Consider the following 18,802-nt stretch of genomic DNA (forward strand, 5'->3'; position numbering starts at 1 on the left):
GTGGTTTGTAAAACGACGCTTATTTGCACAAATCCATTGACAAAAGAAGGCTCAAAAGGCATAGTCCTCGGCCTTTGATTTGTCCATATAGAACACATTTGGGAGTTGGACCTTGGCTAATATCAAATCAGCTAAGAAACGCGCCGTAACATCTGAAAAACGTCGCAAGCATAACGCGAGCCGTCGTTCTATGATGCGTACTTTCGTTAAGAAAGTATACGCGGCGATCGCAGCTGGCGACAAAGCTGCTGCGCAGAACGCATTTAACGAAATGCAACCGATCGTGGACCGTCAGGCTGCTAAAGGTCTGATCCACAAAAACAAAGCAGCACGTCATAAAGCTAACCTGACTGCTCAGATCAACAAAATGGCGTAAGCCTTTGTTTATCGCTTTGTAAAAAGAACCGGCGCTTAGCCGGTTTTTTTTCGCCTCAGTTATGCCGCCCCACGCCCCGCCAGACGTCTGCGCAGAATCAGATAGCCCGCCACCGCCGACAGGATCGAGCCAAGCAGAATGCCCAGCTTCGCCAGCGTAATAAGCTGCGGGTTGCTTTCGCCATAGGCCAGCGACGCGATAAAAATCGACATTGTGAAGCCTATGCCGCACAGCACGCCGACCGCGGCAATATCCGCCAGCGAGGTATTTTTCGGCAGCGAGGCCAGTCTGCCTTTTACCGCCAGCCAGCAGAACAGCGTAATGCCGAGCGGCTTGCCAAACAGCAGTCCCGCCATAATGCCCAGCGGCAGCAGCGAGAAAATACTGGCGGCGTGAACCCCGTCAAGCGACACGCCCGCGTTGGCGAAGGCGAACAGCGGCAGAATCAGCCAGCGCACCCAGGGATGCAGCGCGTGCTCCAGATGGATCGCCGGGGAATGCCCTTCCTGTTTCTTTAGCGGAATCAGGAACCCAACGACCACGCCCGCCAGCGTGGCATGGACGCCCGACTTGAGCACTGCGGTCCATAATACCAGCCCCACCAGCAGGTAGAGTCCGGTATTACGCAGATTAAGCAGGTTCATGGCGGCCAGCACGATAATCGCCAGCGCGGCGACGGCCAATGCGCTCATCGACAGCTCACTGGTGTAAAACAGCGCGATAATCACGATCGCGCCGAGATCGTCAATGATCGCCAGCGCCATCAAAAAGATCTTCAGCGCCGGCGGCACGCGGCTGCCCAGCAGCGCGAGAATACCCAGCGCGAAGGCGATGTCGGTGGCGGTCGGAATCGCCCAGCCGCTGCGCGTAGCCGCATCCGCGCCGTTAAAGGCCAGAAAAAGCAGGCCTGGCATCAGCATACCGCCCAGCGCGGCAATCAGGGGGAAAATAGCCTGTTCACGCTTCGCCAGAGCACCCATCACCATTTCCCGCTTCACTTCTAAACCGACCAGCAGAAAGAAAATCGCCATCAGCGCATCGTTAATCCACAGCAACAGATTCTTGCTGATGTCGAGCGCGCCGAAGCGAAATTCAACCGGTATCGCCAGCAGGTTTTGATAGCCTTGCTGGGTCGGCGCATAGTTCGCCAGAAACATTGCCAGCGCGGCGGCGAGGATGAGCACAACGCCGCTGGTCGCGTCGTTGTGGAGCAGTTTTTTCAGCCCGATATTCACGAAGCAGTCCTTTTCAGAAAATAAACAGCAAACAGACCGCAATGATAACATTTTGTAACAGCGGTTGAGTCCGGGACCGGAATGATTACTTAAGAAAGGGGCAAAAAAAAGCCAGCGGCTGCGCGCTGGCTTAGTTATCAGAACAGGAAACTTAGCGGGTCAAATCGTCAAAGAACTTCTTCACGCCGTCGAAGAAGCTTTTGGAGCGCGGGCTGTTATTTTCACCCGTCGGTCCGCCGAAGCTCTCTTCAAGGTCACGCAGCAGCTTTTTCTGTTTCTCGTTCAGATTCACTGGCGTTTCGACCACCACGCGACACAGCAGATCGCCGACCGCACCGCCTCGTACCGACTTCACGCCTTTGCCGCGCATGCGGAACAGCTTGCCGGTCTGGGTTTCCGCCGGAACTTTCAGCTTCACGCGTCCATCCAGCGTCGGCACTTCAATCTCGCCGCCCAGCGCCGCCATCGCAAAATTGATCGGCACTTCGCAGTAGAGGTTGTTATCTTCGCGTTCGAAAATCGGGTGTTTTTTCACCGACACCTGAACGTAGAGATCGCCAGCCGGCGCGCCCTGCTCGCCCGCTTCCCCTTCGCCGCTGAGACGAATGCGGTCGCCGGTATCCACGCCTGCGGGGATTTTCACCGACAGGGTTTTCGATTTCTCAACGCGACCGTGTCCATGACAGGCGTTGCACGGATCTTTAATCACCGAGCCGCGGCCATGACAGGTTGGACAAGCCTGCTGTACGGTAAAGAAGCCCTGACGCATCTGCACCTGGCCTGCGCCGTGGCAGGTCGGACAGGTTTGTGGCTGCGTACCTGATTTCGCGCCGCTGCCGTGGCAAACATCGCACTCTTGCAGCGTCGGGATGCGGATCTCTTTGGTCACGCCGCGCACCGCTTCTTCCAGCGTCAGCTCCATGTTGTAGCGTAAATCGGCACCGCGCGCTGCGCGCTGACGACGTCCGCCGCCAAAAATATCGCCGAAAACGTCGCCAAAGATATCGCTGAAGTCGGCGCCGCCGCCAAAGCCGCCGCCGCCGAACCCGCCGCCGCCCATACCGCCCTGTTCAAAGGCTGCATGGCCGTACTGATCGTATGCCGCGCGTTTCTGCGCGTCGGTCAGGATTTCGTAGGCTTCCTTAACCTCTTTGAATTTGGCTTCAGCTTCTTTGTCACCCGGATTACGGTCAGGGTGATACTTCATCGCCAGGCGCTTATACGCCTTTTTAATTTCACGTTCGTCTGCGGATTTGGAGACGCCTAAAATCTCGTAGTAGTCACTCTTCGCCATTTTTTCTTAGCCCTTAACATGCTCGCACGGGCGTGGAGAGATCTCCTACGCCCGTGCTGGTTTCAACGGCTGTCAGGCCAACCGTCGCGCCCGGTCAGGGGCAATTATTTTTTGTTATCTTTCACTTCTTCGAATTCAGCGTCGACAACGTCGTCATCTTTCTTCGCAGAAGCGTCGGCTGCATCCGCGCCGCCAGCCTGTGCCTGCTGCTGTGCCGCTTCCATCAGTTTGCTGGAAACCTGCATCAGCGCCTGCATCTTCGCGTCGATGGCTTCTTTGTCTTCGCCTTTCAGCGCGGTTTCCAGCTCGCTAAGCGCGGCTTCGATAGGCGCTTTGTCGTCGGCGGAGAGTTTGTCGCCCGCTTCTTCCAGCTGCTTACGCGTGCTGTGGGCAATCTGGTCGCCCTGGTTGCGCGTCTGCACCAGCTCTTCGAACTTGCGATCCGATTCAGCGTTCGCTTCGGCATCGCGAACCATTTTTTCGATCTCTTCCTCGTTCAGACCAGAAGAGGCCTTGATGGTGATCTTCTGCTCTTTACCGCTGTTCTTGTCTTTGGCTGAGACGTGCAGGATACCGTCCGCATCGATGTCAAAGGTGACTTCGATCTGCGGCATGCCGCGCGGCGCAGGCTGGATGCCGTCCAGGTTGAACTGACCCAGCGATTTGTTATCGCTTGAACGCTTACGCTCGCCCTGTAGCACGTGAATGGTCACGGCTGACTGGTTGTCTTCCGCCGTTGAGAACACCTGGCTGTGCTTGGTCGGAATCGTGGTGTTCTTGCTGATCAGCGAGGTCATCACGCCGCCCATGGTTTCGATACCCAGCGACAGCGGGGTTACGTCCAGCAGCAGAACGTCTTTCACGTCGCCAGCCAGTACGCCGCCCTGTACCGCAGCGCCGACGGCAACCGCTTCGTCCGGGTTAACGTCTTTACGCGGCTCTTTACCGAAGAACTCAGCGACTTTGGACTGCACCATCGGCATACGGGTCTGACCGCCCACCAGGATCACGTCGTTGATGTCGGAAACCGAGAGACCGGCATCCTGCAACGCGACTTTCAGCGGCTCGATAGAGCGGGTGACCAGATCTTCAACCAGCGACTCCAGCTTAGCGCGGGTCACTTTGATGTTCAGGTGTTTCGGACCGGTCGCGTCTGCGGTGATGTACGGCAGGTTAACGTCGGTCTGCTGCGCGGAGGAGAGCTCGATTTTCGCTTTCTCTGCCGCTTCTTTCAGGCGCTGCATCGCCAGCGGATCGTTGTGCAGATCGATGCCCTGATCTTTCTTGAATTCGGCAACCAGATAGTTAATCAGACGGCTGTCGAAGTCTTCGCCGCCCAGGTGGGTGTCACCGTTGGTCGCCAGCACTTCAAAGGTTTTTTCGCCGTCAACTTCGTCAATTTCGATAATAGAGATATCGAAAGTACCGCCGCCCAGGTCATAGACCGCGATGGTGCGGTTGCCCTGGCCTTTGTCCAGACCGTAAGCCAGCGCAGCGGCCGTCGGTTCGTTAATGATACGTTTTACTTCCAGACCAGCGATACGGCCGGCATCTTTCGTTGCCTGACGCTGTGCATCGTTGAAGTAGGCCGGAACGGTAATAACCGCTTCGGTGACCGGCTCGCCGAGATAGTCTTCAGCGGTTTTCTTCATTTTTTTCAGCACTTCCGCAGAGATCTGCGGCGGAGCCATTTTCTGGCCTTTTACATCCAGCCAGGCATCGCCGTTGTCGGAAGAGGTGATTTTGTACGGCATGATTTTAATATCGCGCTGTACTTCTTCATCCTGGAAACGACGGCCAATCAGACGCTTGATAGCAAACAGCGTGTTCTGCGGGTTTGTTACCGCCTGACGTTTAGCCGGTTGACCGACCAGAGTTTCGCCATCCTGCGTATAAGCAATAATTGAAGGCGTGGTGCGATCGCCCTCGGCATTCTCCAGCACGCGTGCTTTAGTGCCGTCCATGATCGCAACACAAGAGTTGGTTGTACCCAGGTCAATACCAATAATCTTACCCATCTAAACGTCTCCCACTTAAATTCTTTGTCAGTTTGGGTTGTGAACCCTTTATGCGGGCGCTTTGCTGGCTTTCAACCGCCAGGACTCGCTTTTTTCCCAGGCTCACAACGCTCGATGACAACTAGATGGGGCCGCTTCGAAGCGCATCAAGGGTTAAAAGAAAAAATTTTTTCAGACTGGTGCGCTTCGTGGCGTCGAACCTGGCGCAGACAAAAGAAAAAGCCGCCGAAAAGGCAAAAGAAAAGGCCGCAAAAACTGCGGCCTTTAAACGGATGTCTGATTAAGTGCTGTGTGAGTGCATCGGCCCACCTGGGGGTGCGATGAAAATGTATTATCGTTATTATTGCAAAACTAATTTATTTTTCTGTTTTTCCCTGGTGTCAGCAAGATGCTGTAAGAGGTGAATCAAATCAGCAAAGCCATCATAATACAGCTGGCTGACTGTCACAGGGGGAATATTAACCCTTGCGCGCCGCTTAGCGTCATGCTAATAATGGCAATTCTGGGCATGTTAATATAACACCCTTCCCTTACTCATCATTTATCAAACGGACGCGACTATAATATGGAAATTAAAATCAGCCATATTGAAGACCGTCAGACCGAAGAATATATTATTCAGCGACTCTGGCAGCACAATAACCGCTTTGCTGACGTCAATATGAAATCCCTGAATGTTTTTCTTTACGATGATGAGCAGCGTATTCAGGGCGGCCTGCTGGCGCATACCTGGTTTGGCACGCTGGATATTAACTATCTGTGGATTGATGAGGCGTACCGCCAGCACGGTTCGGGACGTCAGCTAATGCTGGCGGCTGAGGAAGAGGCGCGCGGCCGCGGCTGCCATATGGCGGTGGTAGATACTCTCAGTTTTCAGGCGCGCGGCTTTTATGAAAAACTGGGCTATCGCGTTTACGGCGAAAAAGACGATTATGCGCAGCGCTTTGCCCGTTATTATCTGGCAAAAAGATTATAAACCGGACTCTATTAGCGAGGCGCTATGGATAGTCCCTATCGCAGTGTTGATGATTTTATTGCCGCTTTTGCCACTACAATGGATTTATTACCCACGCCCTGGGGTTTTAAAGATGCGGCATCGCAGCATCTCTATATGAATGCGGCGGCGAGACTCTATACCGCCACGCCTAAAAACTATTCATTAGAGGGCAAAAAAGACAATGAGTTTCCTACCAGCTGGAGCGACTGCGCAGATGAGTTTTGCGAGCACGATGAAAGAGCGAAAGCCTTGCGCAACCGTGTCGCCGTCATCGAAACGCATTACTGGTATGGTAAAAACTACCTGACGCCCTTCGTCAGCGAAAAATTTCCCGTGTTTAACTGCGACGGCAAGTTCCTCGGCTGCATCTGGAACGCGCGTCCGATGGACTGCGTCACGGCGCTGACGTTTATTCATCCCCAGAAAGCCTCGGTCCTGACCACCCAGCTTGAGCATTCTCTTTTTACCCCAGCCGAACTGGATATCATCTTTCTGCTGCTACGACGATTTAGCGCCAAAGAGATCGCCCGTATCTATAGTCTCAGCGTGAAGACGATTGGCAATCGTATCGCGACCCTGTATCAAAAGGCGGGTGTGCACTCGCTTCAACAATTCGAACAATACTGTCGTGCTGAGTCGCTGGAGAATTATCTGCCGGAAAAGCTGCTCAGCAAGGGCGTTGCTTTTATTTAACCCGGTGAGGAAAACGCGTTGTGAGTAAATTAGATGACTATCCATTGAGCCGCGTCCCTGCGAATGAGAGACACTCATTGCTTAGCGTCGCGATTGTGCATATGGGGATGTTGACCGCTCTGGATCAGTTTATGCTTGGAGCCGTGCTGGGCAACAGTATGACCCTCGCGGAGGCCTTTACCGCTATTACGCTGGCGAGCCTGCTGTTCGGCGTGCTCACCTTCGCGCTCGGCTATGCCGGGATGCGTGAAGGCTTATCAGGCAGTCTGCTGGCGCGCTGGTGCGGCTTTGGTCGTCATGGCTCGGTCTTGATCGGTCTGCTGGTCGCCATTAGTTTGCTCGGCTGGTTTGGTATTCAGAATGCGGTTTTCGCGCGTTCGCTGAGCTACGCCCTGAAGGGCAAACTCAGTTTCGCCGAGTCGGCGGCGCTGTCGGGAGCGGTGCTGACGCTGCTGGTGGCATTCGGCTTTAAGGCGTTACGCTTCACCGCGCGCATTGCCGTTCCGCTCTTTATCGCGCTGGTCGGCTGGATTTTCTGGCACGCGTTTCACGGTCAGGCAGGCGATGCCGCCCTGCCCGTCGCGCCATCCGATCCCATTACCGTTAGCGCCGCCATTACCATGGTAATTGGCGGGGCGATTCTGGCCAGCCTGATGACGCCTGACCTGACCCGCTTTTCCCGCAGCGGCAAAGATGTGTTTAGCATTACCCTGCTGACGATACTGGCCGGGGAGTACGGCGTTAACGGTCTGGCCATTCTGATCGCCAGAGAGCTTCACACCTCTGACATTATCGCCATTATCACTCAGACAACCAGCACGCTGGGCCTGTTCGCCGTGGTTTTCTCTACCCTGCGCGTTAACGATCTCAACCTTTACTCCTCGTCGCTGGGTATCGCCAACGCCACGGAAGGGCTGACCGGCTATAAACCCCGTTACAGCGTGATAACGCTGCTGCTGGGCTTTCTCGGCACGCTCTGCTCTATTCTGGGCATTCTCGATCGCTTCGTCGATTTTCTTGAACTGCTGGGCGTGGTTTTCCCGCCGGTGCTGGGCGTGATGATTATTGATTATTATCTGCTGAAAACGGACCGTCAGATCCTTGAGCAGAGCCGGAGCAGCAACGCCCTTCCGGCTACCTCGCAGCTGATTGGCTGGCCCGCGCTGATTGCCAGCGTCGCCGGCAGCGCAACCGGCCTGCTGGTTGAAAGCGGCGTGCCGGTCTTCAATTCACTGATTGTCGCCTGCGTCGTCTATCTGCTGACCGCGCCGCTGATGAAGCGCGCCACGGTCATATCGAAACAAGCCGCAGAGTAAAAGTAAATGAAAACGCGCCTGCTTACAGGCGCGTTTCACTCACCAGTTGCCCCTGCCGTCCCGCGCTCTGTAGCCATATTCCAGTAAGCAGCCCCGCCAGCGCCAGCGCCAGCACATACCAGGCCGGTGCCAGTGGCGTGACGCGCAGGATCAGCGTAACGAAAATCGGCGTCAGGCCGCCGAAAATGGCATAGGCGACATTGTAAGAAAAAGAGATGCCGGTAAAGCGCACTGCCGCAGGAAAGGCGCGCACCATTAAAAAAGGCACCACGCCCACCACCCCGACGCTTAGCCCTGCCAGCCCGTAGTTAAAGAACAGCCCTTCCGCATCCGCCGTCTGGCTCGAAAAGAAATGCCAGCTACAGACGGCCAGCAGCAGCGAGCCGCCGATAAGCGTCTTCGCCGCGCCCATCCAGTCCACCAGCCATCCGGCCGCCACGCAACCTGCCAGCAGCATGACCGTTGCCAGGCAGTTAGCCTGCAAACTCAGCGCGGCGCTGATACCGTGCTGTTTCTGCATCAGGGCGGGAGCCATTAAAATCACCACCACAATACAGGCGGAGAGCAGCCAGGTCAGCAGCATAGAGAGCAGGACGCCGCCCTTATGCCGGGTCAGTACGGTCTTCAGCGGCAGCGTATCGGCCAGGGTTTTCTGCTGCTGCATTTGCTGAAAGACTGGCGTCTCATGCAGCCAGCGGCGTAAATACATCGCCAGCAGACCGAACAGCCCGCCGAGAAAGAAAGGAAGCCGCCAGCCGATGCTGGAAACCGTCTGCGGCGTCATGCTGCTGTTAATCGCCGTCGCCACCAGCGAACCCAGCAGGATCCCGGCCGTGAGACCGGCGGTCAGCGTGCCGCAGGCAAATCCGACCCGTTTTTCCGGCACATGCTCCGCCACAAAGACCCAGGCGCCCGGCACCTCGCCGCCGATCGCCGCGCCCTGCAACAGGCGCAGCAGCAGCATCAGCAGCGGCGCGATAATACCTGCCGTTTCATAAGTCGGCAGCACGCCCATCGCCAGCGTCGGCAGCGCCATCAGCAGGATGCTCAGGCTGAACATTTTCTTACGTCCAACCTTGTCGCCAAAGTGCGCCATAACAAGCCCGCCCAGCGGACGCGCCAGATAGCCGGCGGCGAAAATGGCGAAGGTTTGCAGCTGACGCAGCCAGTCGGGAATATCAGGCGGAAAAAACAGCTCGCCAATCACCGCGGCGAAAAATACAAAAATAATAAAGTCGTAGAACTCCAGCGCGCCGCCAAGCGCGGCCAGCGACAGCGTTTTATAGTCTTGCCTGGTCAGGCGATGAGAAGTAGGCGAATCCATAAGTGCACGGCTTCCGGCAGCAAGTGAGAGGTTGTAAAAGAAGACTTACTATACCGTCAATTTTTCACTACACCAGCGCTGCCAGAGGCTATGCCTGAAAAGATGAATATTTAGTTATTTATCTCTCTTATCGCGCTTTTAGGGCGAAAAGCTGCTACCACCTGCTGATGAGTTTCAACATAAGGCCCATCCAGCAGCTGTAAACAATAAGGTACAGCGGCAAAAATCCCAGGCACCCTGACCTTGCCGTCAGCCTCTTTTACCCCTTCCAGCGTTTCTTTAATCGACTTTGGCTGACCGGGCAGATTGAGCACCAGCGACTGCTTGCGAATCACGCCCACCTGTCGCGACAGAATCGCGGTCGGGACGAATTGCAGGCTAATCTGCCGCATTTGCTCGCCGAAGCCGGGCATTTCCCGATCGGCAACCGCCAGAGTGGCGTCAGGCGTCACGTCTCGACGCGCCGGACCGGTGCCGCCGGTGGTCAGCACCAGATGGCAGAAGCGCTCATCGACCAGCTCGCAAATCGCCTGTTCGATCAGCGGCTGCTCATCGGGCACCAGACGGGTTTCAGTGGTAAAGGGCGTCGCCAGCGCGCTGCTGAGCCAGGCTTCCAGCGCCGGAATACCCTGATCCTGATAAATGCCGTTGGCGGCGCGATCGGAAACGGAGATCAGTCCAATGCGTAAAGTATCCATGAGTTTTTACCCGGTTGACCGCAATGCGGTAAAAAGAGAGGAATGCAGAGAGAATAATAGAAAGTGAGGCAAAGAGAAAACCGTGGCGGCGGGCCGCCACGGGGAAAGATTACAGCAGGTCGGCAATCATCTTCTCAAGTTTGCCCTGATCGACGGCAAAGTTGCGGATGCCTTCCGCCAGCTTCGCGACGGCCATTGGATCCTGGTTGTGCTGCCACAGGAACTCAGATTCGGTCATTTTGGCCGGACGCGCCTTCACATCGCCGCTATAGCTCAGTTTGCGCTCGACGGTGCCTTCGCTCTCCGCCAGCTCTTTCAGCAGCGCCGGAGAGATAGTCAGACGGTCGCAGCCCGCCAGCTCCAGAATCTCGCCGATGTTACGGAAGCTTGCGCCCATCACCACCGTCTCATAGCCGTGCTGCTTGTAGTAGTTGTAAATCTCAGACACCGACACCACGCCCGGATCTTCATGCGGCGCGTACTCTTTCTTGTCAGTGTTATTTTTGTACCAGTCGAGGATACGTCCTACGAAGGGTGAAATCAGAAACACGCCCGCTTCGGCGCAGGCACGCGCCTGAGCGAAGGAGAACAGCAGCGTCAGGTTACAGTTGATGCCCTCTTTCTCCAGCTGCTCCGCCGCGCGGATGCCCTGCCAGGTAGAAGCCAGTTTGATCAGGATACGGTCGTTGCTGATGCCCGCATCGTTGTAGAGCTTAATCAGGCTACGCGCTTTGGCGATGCTGCCTTCCGTATCGTAAGAGAGACGCGCATCAACTTCTGTTGAGATACGGCCAGGGATCAGCTTGAGGATCTCCAGACCAATGTTGACGGCCAGTTTGTCCGACACCAGCGAGATCAGGTCTTCTTTGTTGCCGTTCTGCTCGCGCGCCCAGACGATGGCTTCATCAATCAGCTTACGGTATTCCGGGATTTGCGCGGCGTTAAGAATCAAAGAAGGGTTAGTGGTGGCGTCTTGCGGCTGATACAGCTTCATCGCTGCAATATCACCGGTGTCGGCAACCACGGTGGTGAGTTGACGCAGGGAGGTCAGTTTGTCCGTCATGTCTCTTGTCTCTTCTGTAATGTCAGGGTGAAAAAGGCTGTTGCGATAATATCATGCGGCAACCGAGGCGCAAGGTCGCCGGATGCCGTTTACGATAGCGCGAACAAATGGCTGCGATTTGCCGATCGCTGCGCCTTTTTTGCTACACTCGGCAGCCTGACAATCAGCACTTTTCCTGTAGCAACAAGGAATAATCGAGGAAGCGACTATGTTAATGGTGATCTCACCCGCCAAAACGCTGGATTTTAGCAGCCCGCTGGCAACGCAACGTTTTACCCAGCCCGCGCTGTTAGAAAAATCACAACAGCTGATTGAGGTGGCGCGCGATCTTACCCCGGCGCAAATCGCTTCACTGATGAGCATCAGCGACAAGCTGGCGCATCTGAACGCCGAACGCTTCAACAGCTGGCAGCCTGATTTCACGCTGGAGAATGCGCGTCAGGCGATTCTGGCCTTTAAAGGCGATGTGTATACCGGCTTACAGGCGGAAACCTTTAGCGAAGCGGACTTTGATTTCGCTCAGCAGCATCTGCGTATGCTGTCTGGCCTGTACGGCGTGCTGCGTCCGCTGGATCTGATGCAGCCTTATCGTCTGGAAATGGGGATTAAGCTGGCCAGTCCGGCAGGCAAAGATCTCTATAGTTTCTGGGGCGATCTGCTGACGGAACACCTTAACGCGGCGCTACAGGCGCAGGGCGACGAGGTGCTGATAAATCTGGCCTCAGATGAGTATTTCCGGGCGGTTAAGCCAAAGCAGCTGACTGGACGCGTGATTAAGCCCGTGTTCCTCGACGAGAAAAACGGCGCCTTTAAGGTCATCAGCTTTTATGCCAAAAAAGCGCGCGGCCTGATGAGCCGCTACATTATTCAGCATCGCCTGACCGACCCGGCAGCGCTAGAGCAGTTTGATGTAGAGGGTTACTTTTTTGATGCCGCCGCCAGCAGCGAGAACGAGCTGGTATTTAAGCGCTACGAGCAGAAATAACCATGGGCTGGCCGCTCGCTTCAGCGGAGGCCAGTCTTGATGATTAGGGCGCGCGGCATATCGCTCTTGCCTGTTACCGCCCTGTTAATTATCCGATCGCGCGCGTGATATTTAGTTAGCATAAGAGAAACCTTAAAAAATAAACTACCGCCTTATTTATCTACATTAATTAACAACTGGCTTTTGTTATTCACCTCTATCCGCGCAGTTAATTACCGCTTACTCCTCCAGGCAGAGAAGAGCACCCGGCAATATTCCTCTCCGTTGAATATTTATATACGTACCATCAGGAATACTACGTACCTCCATAGTCTGACCGGTCGCGTCAGGCTATATATTTTTTGAAATGCAATTAGGCAACAGGGAATATTTTCCTGGTTATTTTGCTTATACCTATAGAGACATTTTCAATGAAGATTAAAAACAGCTTTCTGCCATTGATCCTGGCGGGATTGATGTCATCCGGCGCGGCTTTTGCAGCTCCCACTGATGGTCCTTCCCCCATTCATACTAACCCAGGCGCGGATGCTGGTACTCAGGGCGCCGGCGGCGAAGTGAAATTTACCGGTGAAATCACCGATGTATCATGTGAAGTTTCTACTGCCAGCAAAAATCAGAGCGTTGACTTAGGCAAATGGGCAAAAACCTATTTCGATAGCCGCACTGAAACTACGCAAACGCCTTTCACTATTTCAGTGAAAAATTGCCCTCAGTCTGTATCGACAGTGGCGGTGCTTTTTGATGGCGATAAAGACAGCGACGACAATACGCTGCTGAAAACCACCGGCGGCGCAACAGGCGTCGGCATCAAACTCTATGAATCTGACCGCGCCAGCCCGGTCGCTATCGGTTCCATTTCAAATGCCGTTAACGTTACCTCTGGCAACGAAGGCGGATCGGCCGATCTGACTTTCTACGCGGACTATAAGAGTGATGGCGAAGCCATTGCCGTAGGTCAGGCAAACGCCACCTCTAACTTCGTGATGGTTTACAACTAATCGCTGGCAGGGGAAACCCTGCCTGCTACTTCCTGAAGAAAGAGTAACCGTAATGAAATTTTTTAATTTAAAAAAGATCAGGACTATTGTTCTCCTTTCAGCCTCTCTGCTGAGCATAACGGCGCAGGCCGGTATTGTTATGGGCGGAACACGCGTTATTTTCCAGGAAGGAAAAAAAGAAGCCACGCTTACCGTAACTAACCAGGATAAACAGACGCCTTATCTGGTGCAGTCGTGGATTGAAAACAGTAATAACAGCAAAGCCGCGGTGCCTTTTATCGTCACTCCGCCCCTTTTCCGTCTTGATGCGGAAAAAGAGAATGTGCTGCGTATTAACTATAATGGTCTGCCGCTGCCGAAAGACCGCGAGTCCGTATTCTGGCTAAACATTAAGTCGATTGCGCCCTCCTCGCGCGATCAAAATAATCAACTGCAAATCAATATCAAATCCAAATTCAAACTTTTTTACCGCCCCAATGGATTACCCGGCTCGGCGGCGGAGGCCTGGCGTCAAATTACTTTCCGCCGCGAAGGCAATCAGCTTATTGGCCATAACTCTACGCCCTACTTTGTCTCTTTTTACAAGCTGAGCGTCGGCGGTCATGAAATTCAGCAGCCAGGGATGATTGGTCCGGGCGAAGAACAGCGCTGGAAGGTGGTCGGTTCCGGACCGGTTACCTGGTCGGCAATTAACGACTTTGGCGGAACCACGCCGGAACAAACCCGTTAATTCTCCTGTTCAATACGGCGCACAGCGTCGTCGTAGCGGATTGTCTCTGGAAATATCGACGTGAAAGCAAGTATTCCGGTTCTAAAGGTCGCCTCAGAGGCTAATAAACGCCCTACCCGGTCATTCTACCCCTGGCTGGCAGGTTTGCCTGGCGTGCTGATGCTGATTAGCCCGGCGCGCACCGCTTTTGCCGAAGATTATTTTAATCCCGCCGCACTGGAGTTCTCTTCGACGCAGCAAAAAAGCGCGGATTTGCACTATTTCAGCCAGCAAGGCGGGGAAGAGCCAGGGACTTATCACGTTACTATTTTGCTGAACAATACCGCCTGGGAAAGCCGCGATATTACCTTTGTCGAAGGGCGTAAAGGACTGGTTCCGCTGCTGACCGTTCGGCAGCTGGCGGAGATGGGGGTGAACGTCCGCGCATTCGCCGCTTTCGATCATCTTAAAGAGGGCGAAACCCTACAGGAGCTGGGCAACTATATTCCCGACGCCTCGACAAGGTTCGACTTTTCGCAGCAGCAGCTGTTTATCAGTATTCCCCAGATCGCCCTGACGGAACAAAAGCGCGACTATATCGATCCCTCGCAGTGGGATGAAGGCGTGCCGGCAGCCTTTGTTAACTACACCCTGTCCGGCTCTCGTTCGCGCAACGAGGGCAGCGACTGGCAGTCGGCGCTGCTGAACCTGCGCAGCGGCGCCAACATCGGCGCCTGGCGCTTACGCAATACCTCCACCTACCGTTACGACCAGAAAAGTCACTGGCAGTCGCAAACCACTTATCTTGAACGCGACATTAAGATGCTGAAAAGCCAGTTTCGCGTAGGAGATACCTATACGCCCGGCGAAGTCTTTGACAGCGTGCAGTTCCGCGGGCTACAGATGATGTCTGACGACAATATGCTGCCGGACAGCCAGCGCGGTTTCGCGCCGGTAATTCACGGTATTGCTCACAGTAATGCCAGAATTACCGTGCGTCAGCATGGCTACGTGATTTATGAAACCCAGGTCGCGCCAGGCGCATTCGAGATCAAAGATCTTTACCCAACGGCGCAAAGCGGCGATCTGGAAGTGACCATCAAAGAGAGCGATGGTACGGAGCGTAAATTTACCCAGCCCTATTCCGCCATCCCTTTTATGCTGCGTCAGGGCCATAAGAAATACAGCCTCAGCGTCGGTCGTTATCACTACGCCAGCAGCACGCCGCTGCGATCGCCCGTGTTTATGCAGTCCACCTTGTTTTATGGTCTGCCGATGGCGTTTACCGCCTTTGGCGGCGCGCTGGTGGCGCAAAATTATCACGCGGCCGCGGCCGGTCTGGGAAAAGGATTTGGCGACTTTGGCTCAGTCGGGGTGGATGTCAGCCTGGCGAAAACCGAGCTGCCTCAGGGCAGGCACAGCAGCGGTCAGTCGGTGCGGGTGCAGTATCAGAAGAGTTTCGCCTCCACCAATACCACCTTTAGCATGGCGAACTACCGCTACTCATCCGGCGGGTTTTACTCTTTCAGCGAAGCAAACGCCCTGATGAGTCCGTCATCCTTTGTGAACAACAAGCGCAGTCGCTCAGAGATTTCCGTTTCGCAGGGTATCGGCGATTATGGCAGCCTCAGCCTCGCCGCCTATACGCAGAACTACTGGCGAAGCGGCAGCCAGGAGCGGACGCTGCATCTCGGCTTTTACAGCACCATTAAAAGCGTCTCATGGGGCATAGGTTATTTTTACACCGACTCCAGCGGCAGCAAAAAAGCTGACCGCGCCATTACGTTCAACCTCAGCATTCCCCTCAGCGCCCTGCTGCCGGACAGCTCGGTCAGCTACAGCATGAATAGCGACAACGACGGCAATACCTCTCAGCAGGTGGCCCTGTCGGGATCGATGCTGGAGAACAGAAATCTCTCCTACAGCCTGCAACAGGGCTATGACAGCAACGGGCAGAACGTAAACAGCAACGCCTCGCTGAGCTATCGCGGCAGCCGCGGTACGGCCAGCCTGGGCGTCAGTCATGATAAACGCAGCAGCCAGCTTAGCTATGGTCTGGCGGGCGGCGTCGTCGCGCATGCGCACGGCGTCACGCTGAGCCAGCCGCTGGGCGATACGTTCGGCATTGTCCGGGTGCCCGGCGCCAGCGACGTGAGCATCCAAAGCGCCAGCGACGTCAGCACCGATGGACGCGGCTATGCAGTGGTTCCCTCGCTGTCGCCCTACCACAAAAACACCGTTGAGCTGGATGAAGGGACGCTGCCGGACAACATCGACGTCGAGCTGGGCGCGCAGAGCGTCATTCCTACCAGCGGCGCGATAATGATGATTGACTACGCCACCCACATCGGCAATCGGGTGCTGTTTACGCTGACTTATCAGGATGGGACGCCGCCATTCGGCGCCACGGCGAAAGTGGATCTGCCAAAACAGGAAGAAGGCAGCAGCAGCGGCATCGTCGCCGAAAACGGGCAGCTCTATCTGAGCGGCGTGCCGGCGCAGGGAACGATCGTCCTGACCTGGCGCGAAGATGGCATGTCGAAAACCTGCCGTGCGCCATTCCGCCTGCCGGACACGCCCTCAGCCAGTTCGGTCAAATTGATCTCCGCCATCTGCCGGTAATAAACAGGAACAACTCATGAACGTATCTATGTCCCTAACGACGCCGCTGCTGGCTTTAGCGGCCCTGTTCAGCCTGCAAGCTTATGCGCAGGAGGAGTGTCACGGCGTCAGTCAGATTGTGGTTCAGACCCATGACGTCAACTATCTACCGGGCGCCACCGACGGCACGCCCATTTCCGCCCAGATGCCGCTGGATAACGATAACGCCTTTAACTGTAATAAAAACAACGGTGATAGCGGCCTGGCATATAAAGATATCGGCTACACCATAGACGCTGAAGAGAGCGGCCTGCAAGCCACCCTTGAGGGCGGTCACAGCACGCCGATTTATCGCATTGCGGGGACCAACGGCATTGGTTTCGCCATCGGCTTTAAAGAGCCTACCTACTGCGGCGGCTCCTTTTACGATTCCACGGCGAAAGGCAAACGCGTCTCTATTTGCAACTCGATGACCAGTTCGCAGATTAATCAGGCCAACACGCTGACCATGCAGTCTTATCTGGTGTTTTATAAAATTCCTTCGCAGTCCTCGCCGCTCCATCCGGGTAATCAGCCCGCTAACGTGCCCGAAACCACTATCGGTACCGCCACGTTGCAGGTTGGCGACAGCGCCGCCAGCAGCCAGCCGATCGCCGACAAACCCAGGGTGATCCTGTCCAGCTTTACCGTGAAGTACGGAAGCTGCGCCGTGACGTCCAATCAGTCGACAATCAATGTCGATATGGGCAAAGTGAGCAGAAGCGAATTTAGCGGCATAGGCAGTAAAGCGGGCAGCGAAAAAAGTTTTCAGATTCAGGTGTTGTGTGAAAACAGCGCGTCGGTAAAAGTCGGCTTCTTTGGCATGGCCTCTGCTGGCGATAAAGATGCGCTGGCGCTTACGCCTCAGACCAATTCCGCATCAGGCGTCGGCGTCGCGCTCTCCTACGGCTCCGGCCTTCAGGTTGCGGCGGGTCAGCGAGTGCCGCTGAATACGCCGACCGATCAGCTGCCGGTATTAGCGACGCTCAATACGCCGAATCAGACCCAGACGCTGGAGTTTAAAGCGCAATATATCCAGACGGATGCGCAGATTACGGCGGGCAAAGCCGACAGTATCGCGACCTTCAATCTGGTTTATAACTAGCAGCGTGATACAGCGCGCCGGTTGACGCCCGACAAGGGGGACAACCGGCGCGCCGTCAGCGGTTACGCCTTCAGAAGAAAGGCGCGCAGCGGCGCAAAATCAGCCTGCATGGTATGCGACAACAGCGGCAGGTCGGCGCGGTCCGCCAGCGCCTGCGGCAGCGGCAGCGTCTGGCCGAGAATCTCTTCCACGCTCTCCTTGAACTTCGCCGGATGCGCCGTGCCGAGGAACAAACCAAACTCCCCTTCCTGCAATTGATCGCGCAGCAGGCGGTAAGCGATAGCTGCGTGCGGCTCGGAGATATAGCCGATCTCCGCCAGTTCGCGCATGGTCGACTGCGTGGTCTCGTCGCTCACCGCGCCGTAAGCGAGATCGGTCAGACGCCAGGTTTTGCGGCGAAACAGCTCTTCGACGCGCGGCCAGTTATTAGGCTGGCTGACATCCATCGCATTCGATAAGGTGGCGACGGTGGCGTTCGGCGTCCAGCTGCCGCCTTCAAGAAAGCGCGGCACGGTATCATTAGCATTGGTCGCCGCGATAAAGCGCTTGATCGGCAGGCCCAGCGATTTCGCCAGCAGGCCGGCGGTAAGATCGCCGAAGTTGCCGCTCGGCACCGACACCACCAGCTGATTGCGCTTCTCCTGGGGCAGCTGCGCGACCGCTTCAAAGTAGTAGCAGATCTGCGCCAGCAGGCGACTGATGTTGATAGAGTTAGCCGAGTTCAGCCCAATCGCTTTCTTCAGCTCTTCATCGTCGAACGCCTGCTTCACCAGCGCCTGGCAGGCGTCAAAGTCGCCGTCGATGGCGATGGTTTCGATATTGCCGCCCAGCGTACAGAACAGTTTTTCCTGAAGCGGGCTGATTTTGCCCTGCGGGTAGAGGATCACGACGCGCACGTTTTCCATGCCGTAAAACGCGTGCGCCACGGCCGCGCCGGTGTCGCCGGACGTCGCGGTAAGAATAGTGATCTTCTCGTCCGCGCCCGAAACATAAGAGAGCATTTGCGCCATAAAACGGCCGCCAAAGTCTTTAAACGCCAGCGTTGGACCGTGAAACAGCTCCAGACAGGAGATGTCTTCGCTGACCTTCGCGACCGGCGCAGGGAAGGCAAACGCGGTTTTCACACGCTCGGCCAGCTGGTGCGGCGCGATTTCGTCGCCGATATAGGCAGAGAGGATTTTGCTGCTGCGGCTGACAAAGTCCATCTCCAGCATCGCGTCGATGTCGGTCAGCTCAAACTCTGGCAGTTCAAGCGGAAAGAACAGTCCCTGCTGCGAACCCAGGCCCTGTTTCACCGCCTGCGAAAAGCTCACCTGCTCGTTATGATCTTTAAGGTTGTAGAGTTTCATGC

16 protein-coding genes are annotated in these 18,802 nt (G+C 55.5%); 9 read left to right on the top strand and 7 right to left on the bottom strand.

Annotated elements, in window-relative coordinates:
• Positions 1 to 112: 112 nt before the first annotated feature.
• Positions 113 to 376, top strand: a complete 264-nt coding sequence (rpsT, locus tag BBB56_RS00750; RefSeq protein WP_033749434.1) for a 30S ribosomal protein S20 — start codon at positions 113 to 115, stop codon at positions 374 to 376.
• A gap of 59 nt (positions 377 to 435) precedes the next feature.
• Here rpsT and nhaA read toward each other — a convergent pair whose 3' ends face one another.
• From nhaA to dnaK, 3 genes are all read right to left on the bottom strand, one after another.
• Positions 436 to 1,611: a Na+/H+ antiporter NhaA gene (gene nhaA, locus BBB56_RS00755; protein ID WP_123798039.1), complete on the bottom strand. Its 1,176-nt coding sequence runs from the start codon at positions 1,609 to 1,611 to the stop codon at positions 436 to 438.
• A gap of 151 nt (positions 1,612 to 1,762) precedes the next feature.
• Positions 1,763 to 2,905, bottom strand: a complete 1,143-nt coding sequence (gene dnaJ / locus BBB56_RS00760) for a molecular chaperone DnaJ (protein ID WP_123798040.1) — start codon at positions 2,903 to 2,905, stop codon at positions 1,763 to 1,765.
• A gap of 104 nt (positions 2,906 to 3,009) precedes the next feature.
• Complete coding sequence (gene dnaK / locus BBB56_RS00765; RefSeq protein ID WP_123798041.1) at positions 3,010 to 4,923, bottom strand: molecular chaperone DnaK; 1,914 nt, start codon at positions 4,921 to 4,923, stop codon at positions 3,010 to 3,012.
• A gap of 565 nt (positions 4,924 to 5,488) precedes the next feature.
• Between dnaK and BBB56_RS00770 the strand changes: the two genes are divergently transcribed.
• The 3 genes from BBB56_RS00770 to BBB56_RS00780 are packed head-to-tail and all read left to right on the top strand — an operon-like array spanning position 5,489 to position 7,929.
• Positions 5,489 to 5,899: a GNAT family N-acetyltransferase gene (locus tag BBB56_RS00770; RefSeq protein WP_123798042.1), complete on the top strand. Its 411-nt coding sequence runs from the start codon at positions 5,489 to 5,491 to the stop codon at positions 5,897 to 5,899.
• 24 nt (positions 5,900 to 5,923) lie between these two features.
• Entirely contained in the window at positions 5,924 to 6,613 is a 690-nt protein-coding gene (locus BBB56_RS00775; protein ID WP_123798043.1) for a helix-turn-helix transcriptional regulator, read from the top strand.
• 20 nt (positions 6,614 to 6,633) lie between these two features.
• The gene (locus tag BBB56_RS00780) at positions 6,634 to 7,929 is read left to right on the top strand and encodes a cytosine permease (protein ID WP_123798044.1); all 1,296 of its coding nucleotides are present in this window, start codon (positions 6,634 to 6,636) and stop codon (positions 7,927 to 7,929) included.
• A 22-nt stretch (positions 7,930 to 7,951) separates the two neighbouring features.
• Here BBB56_RS00780 and BBB56_RS00785 read toward each other — a convergent pair whose 3' ends face one another.
• The 3 genes from BBB56_RS00785 to tal all read right to left on the bottom strand — a co-directional run bounded on the left by BBB56_RS00785 (position 7,952) and on the right by tal (position 11,014).
• Positions 7,952 to 9,253 carry an MFS transporter gene (locus BBB56_RS00785; RefSeq protein WP_123798045.1) on the bottom strand — a complete coding sequence of 434 codons (1,302 nt, stop codon included), beginning with the start codon at positions 9,251 to 9,253 and terminating at the stop codon, positions 7,952 to 7,954.
• A gap of 110 nt (positions 9,254 to 9,363) precedes the next feature.
• Positions 9,364 to 9,951, bottom strand: coding sequence for a molybdopterin adenylyltransferase (mog, locus tag BBB56_RS00790; RefSeq protein ID WP_123798046.1), 588 nt, complete (start codon positions 9,949 to 9,951; stop codon positions 9,364 to 9,366).
• A 109-nt stretch (positions 9,952 to 10,060) separates the two neighbouring features.
• Positions 10,061 to 11,014 (bottom strand): transaldolase, encoded by a 954-nt coding sequence (gene tal / locus BBB56_RS00795; RefSeq protein WP_123798047.1) that lies wholly within the window; start codon positions 11,012 to 11,014, stop codon positions 10,061 to 10,063.
• A gap of 208 nt (positions 11,015 to 11,222) precedes the next feature.
• On the opposite strand from tal, the gene yaaA reads away from it, so the two are divergent.
• The 5 genes from yaaA (at position 11,223) to BBB56_RS00820 (ending at position 17,451) form a co-directional block, all read left to right on the top strand.
• Positions 11,223 to 11,999: a peroxide stress protein YaaA gene (yaaA, locus tag BBB56_RS00800; RefSeq protein WP_123798048.1), complete on the top strand. Its 777-nt coding sequence runs from the start codon at positions 11,223 to 11,225 to the stop codon at positions 11,997 to 11,999.
• 410 nt (positions 12,000 to 12,409) lie between these two features.
• Entirely contained in the window at positions 12,410 to 12,997 is a 588-nt protein-coding gene (locus tag BBB56_RS00805) for a fimbrial protein (protein WP_123798049.1), read from the top strand.
• 52 nt (positions 12,998 to 13,049) lie between these two features.
• Entirely contained in the window at positions 13,050 to 13,727 is a 678-nt protein-coding gene (locus BBB56_RS00810) for a fimbrial biogenesis chaperone (RefSeq protein ID WP_199756179.1), read from the top strand.
• 60 nt (positions 13,728 to 13,787) lie between these two features.
• Positions 13,788 to 16,328 (top strand): fimbria/pilus outer membrane usher protein, encoded by a 2,541-nt coding sequence (locus tag BBB56_RS00815; RefSeq protein WP_233592964.1) that lies wholly within the window; start codon positions 13,788 to 13,790, stop codon positions 16,326 to 16,328.
• 16 nt (positions 16,329 to 16,344) lie between these two features.
• Positions 16,345 to 17,451, top strand: coding sequence for a fimbrial protein (locus BBB56_RS00820; RefSeq protein WP_123798051.1), 1,107 nt, complete (start codon positions 16,345 to 16,347; stop codon positions 17,449 to 17,451).
• 62 nt (positions 17,452 to 17,513) lie between these two features.
• On the opposite strand, the gene thrC is transcribed toward BBB56_RS00820, so the two are convergent.
• The gene (thrC, locus tag BBB56_RS00825) at positions 17,514 to 18,800 is read right to left on the bottom strand and encodes a threonine synthase (RefSeq protein WP_123798052.1); all 1,287 of its coding nucleotides are present in this window, start codon (positions 18,798 to 18,800) and stop codon (positions 17,514 to 17,516) included.
• Between the last annotated feature and the right edge of the window lie 2 nt (positions 18,801 to 18,802).

Origin of the sequence: Candidatus Pantoea deserta, from assembly GCF_003813865.1 — a bacterium.
GTDB lineage: Bacteria > Pseudomonadota > Gammaproteobacteria > Enterobacterales > Enterobacteriaceae > Pantoea > Pantoea deserta.

Bases quoted from the DNA above. Each gene is read 5' to 3' on its own strand.
- dnaK (WP_123798041.1), bottom strand. From the start codon at position 4,923: ATGGGTAAGATTATTGGTATTGACCTGGGTACAACCAACTCTTGTGTT.
- BBB56_RS00820 (WP_123798051.1), top strand. From the start codon at position 16,345: ATGAACGTATCTATGTCCCTAACGACGCCGCTGCTGGCTTTAGCGGCC.
- BBB56_RS00805 (WP_123798049.1), top strand. From the start codon at position 12,410: ATGAAGATTAAAAACAGCTTTCTGCCATTGATCCTGGCGGGATTGATG.
- BBB56_RS00810 (WP_199756179.1), top strand. From the start codon at position 13,050: ATGAAATTTTTTAATTTAAAAAAGATCAGGACTATTGTTCTCCTTTCA.
- yaaA (WP_123798048.1), top strand. From the start codon at position 11,223: ATGTTAATGGTGATCTCACCCGCCAAAACGCTGGATTTTAGCAGCCCG.
- mog (WP_123798046.1), bottom strand. From the start codon at position 9,951: ATGGATACTTTACGCATTGGACTGATCTCCGTTTCCGATCGCGCCGCC.
- BBB56_RS00785 (WP_123798045.1), bottom strand. From the start codon at position 9,253: ATGGATTCGCCTACTTCTCATCGCCTGACCAGGCAAGACTATAAAACG.
- BBB56_RS00770 (WP_123798042.1), top strand. From the start codon at position 5,489: ATGGAAATTAAAATCAGCCATATTGAAGACCGTCAGACCGAAGAATAT.
- tal (WP_123798047.1), bottom strand. From the start codon at position 11,014: ATGACGGACAAACTGACCTCCCTGCGTCAACTCACCACCGTGGTTGCC.
- BBB56_RS00775 (WP_123798043.1), top strand. From the start codon at position 5,924: ATGGATAGTCCCTATCGCAGTGTTGATGATTTTATTGCCGCTTTTGCC.
- thrC (WP_123798052.1), bottom strand. From the start codon at position 18,800: ATGAAACTCTACAACCTTAAAGATCATAACGAGCAGGTGAGCTTTTCG.
- dnaJ (WP_123798040.1), bottom strand. From the start codon at position 2,905: ATGGCGAAGAGTGACTACTACGAGATTTTAGGCGTCTCCAAATCCGCA.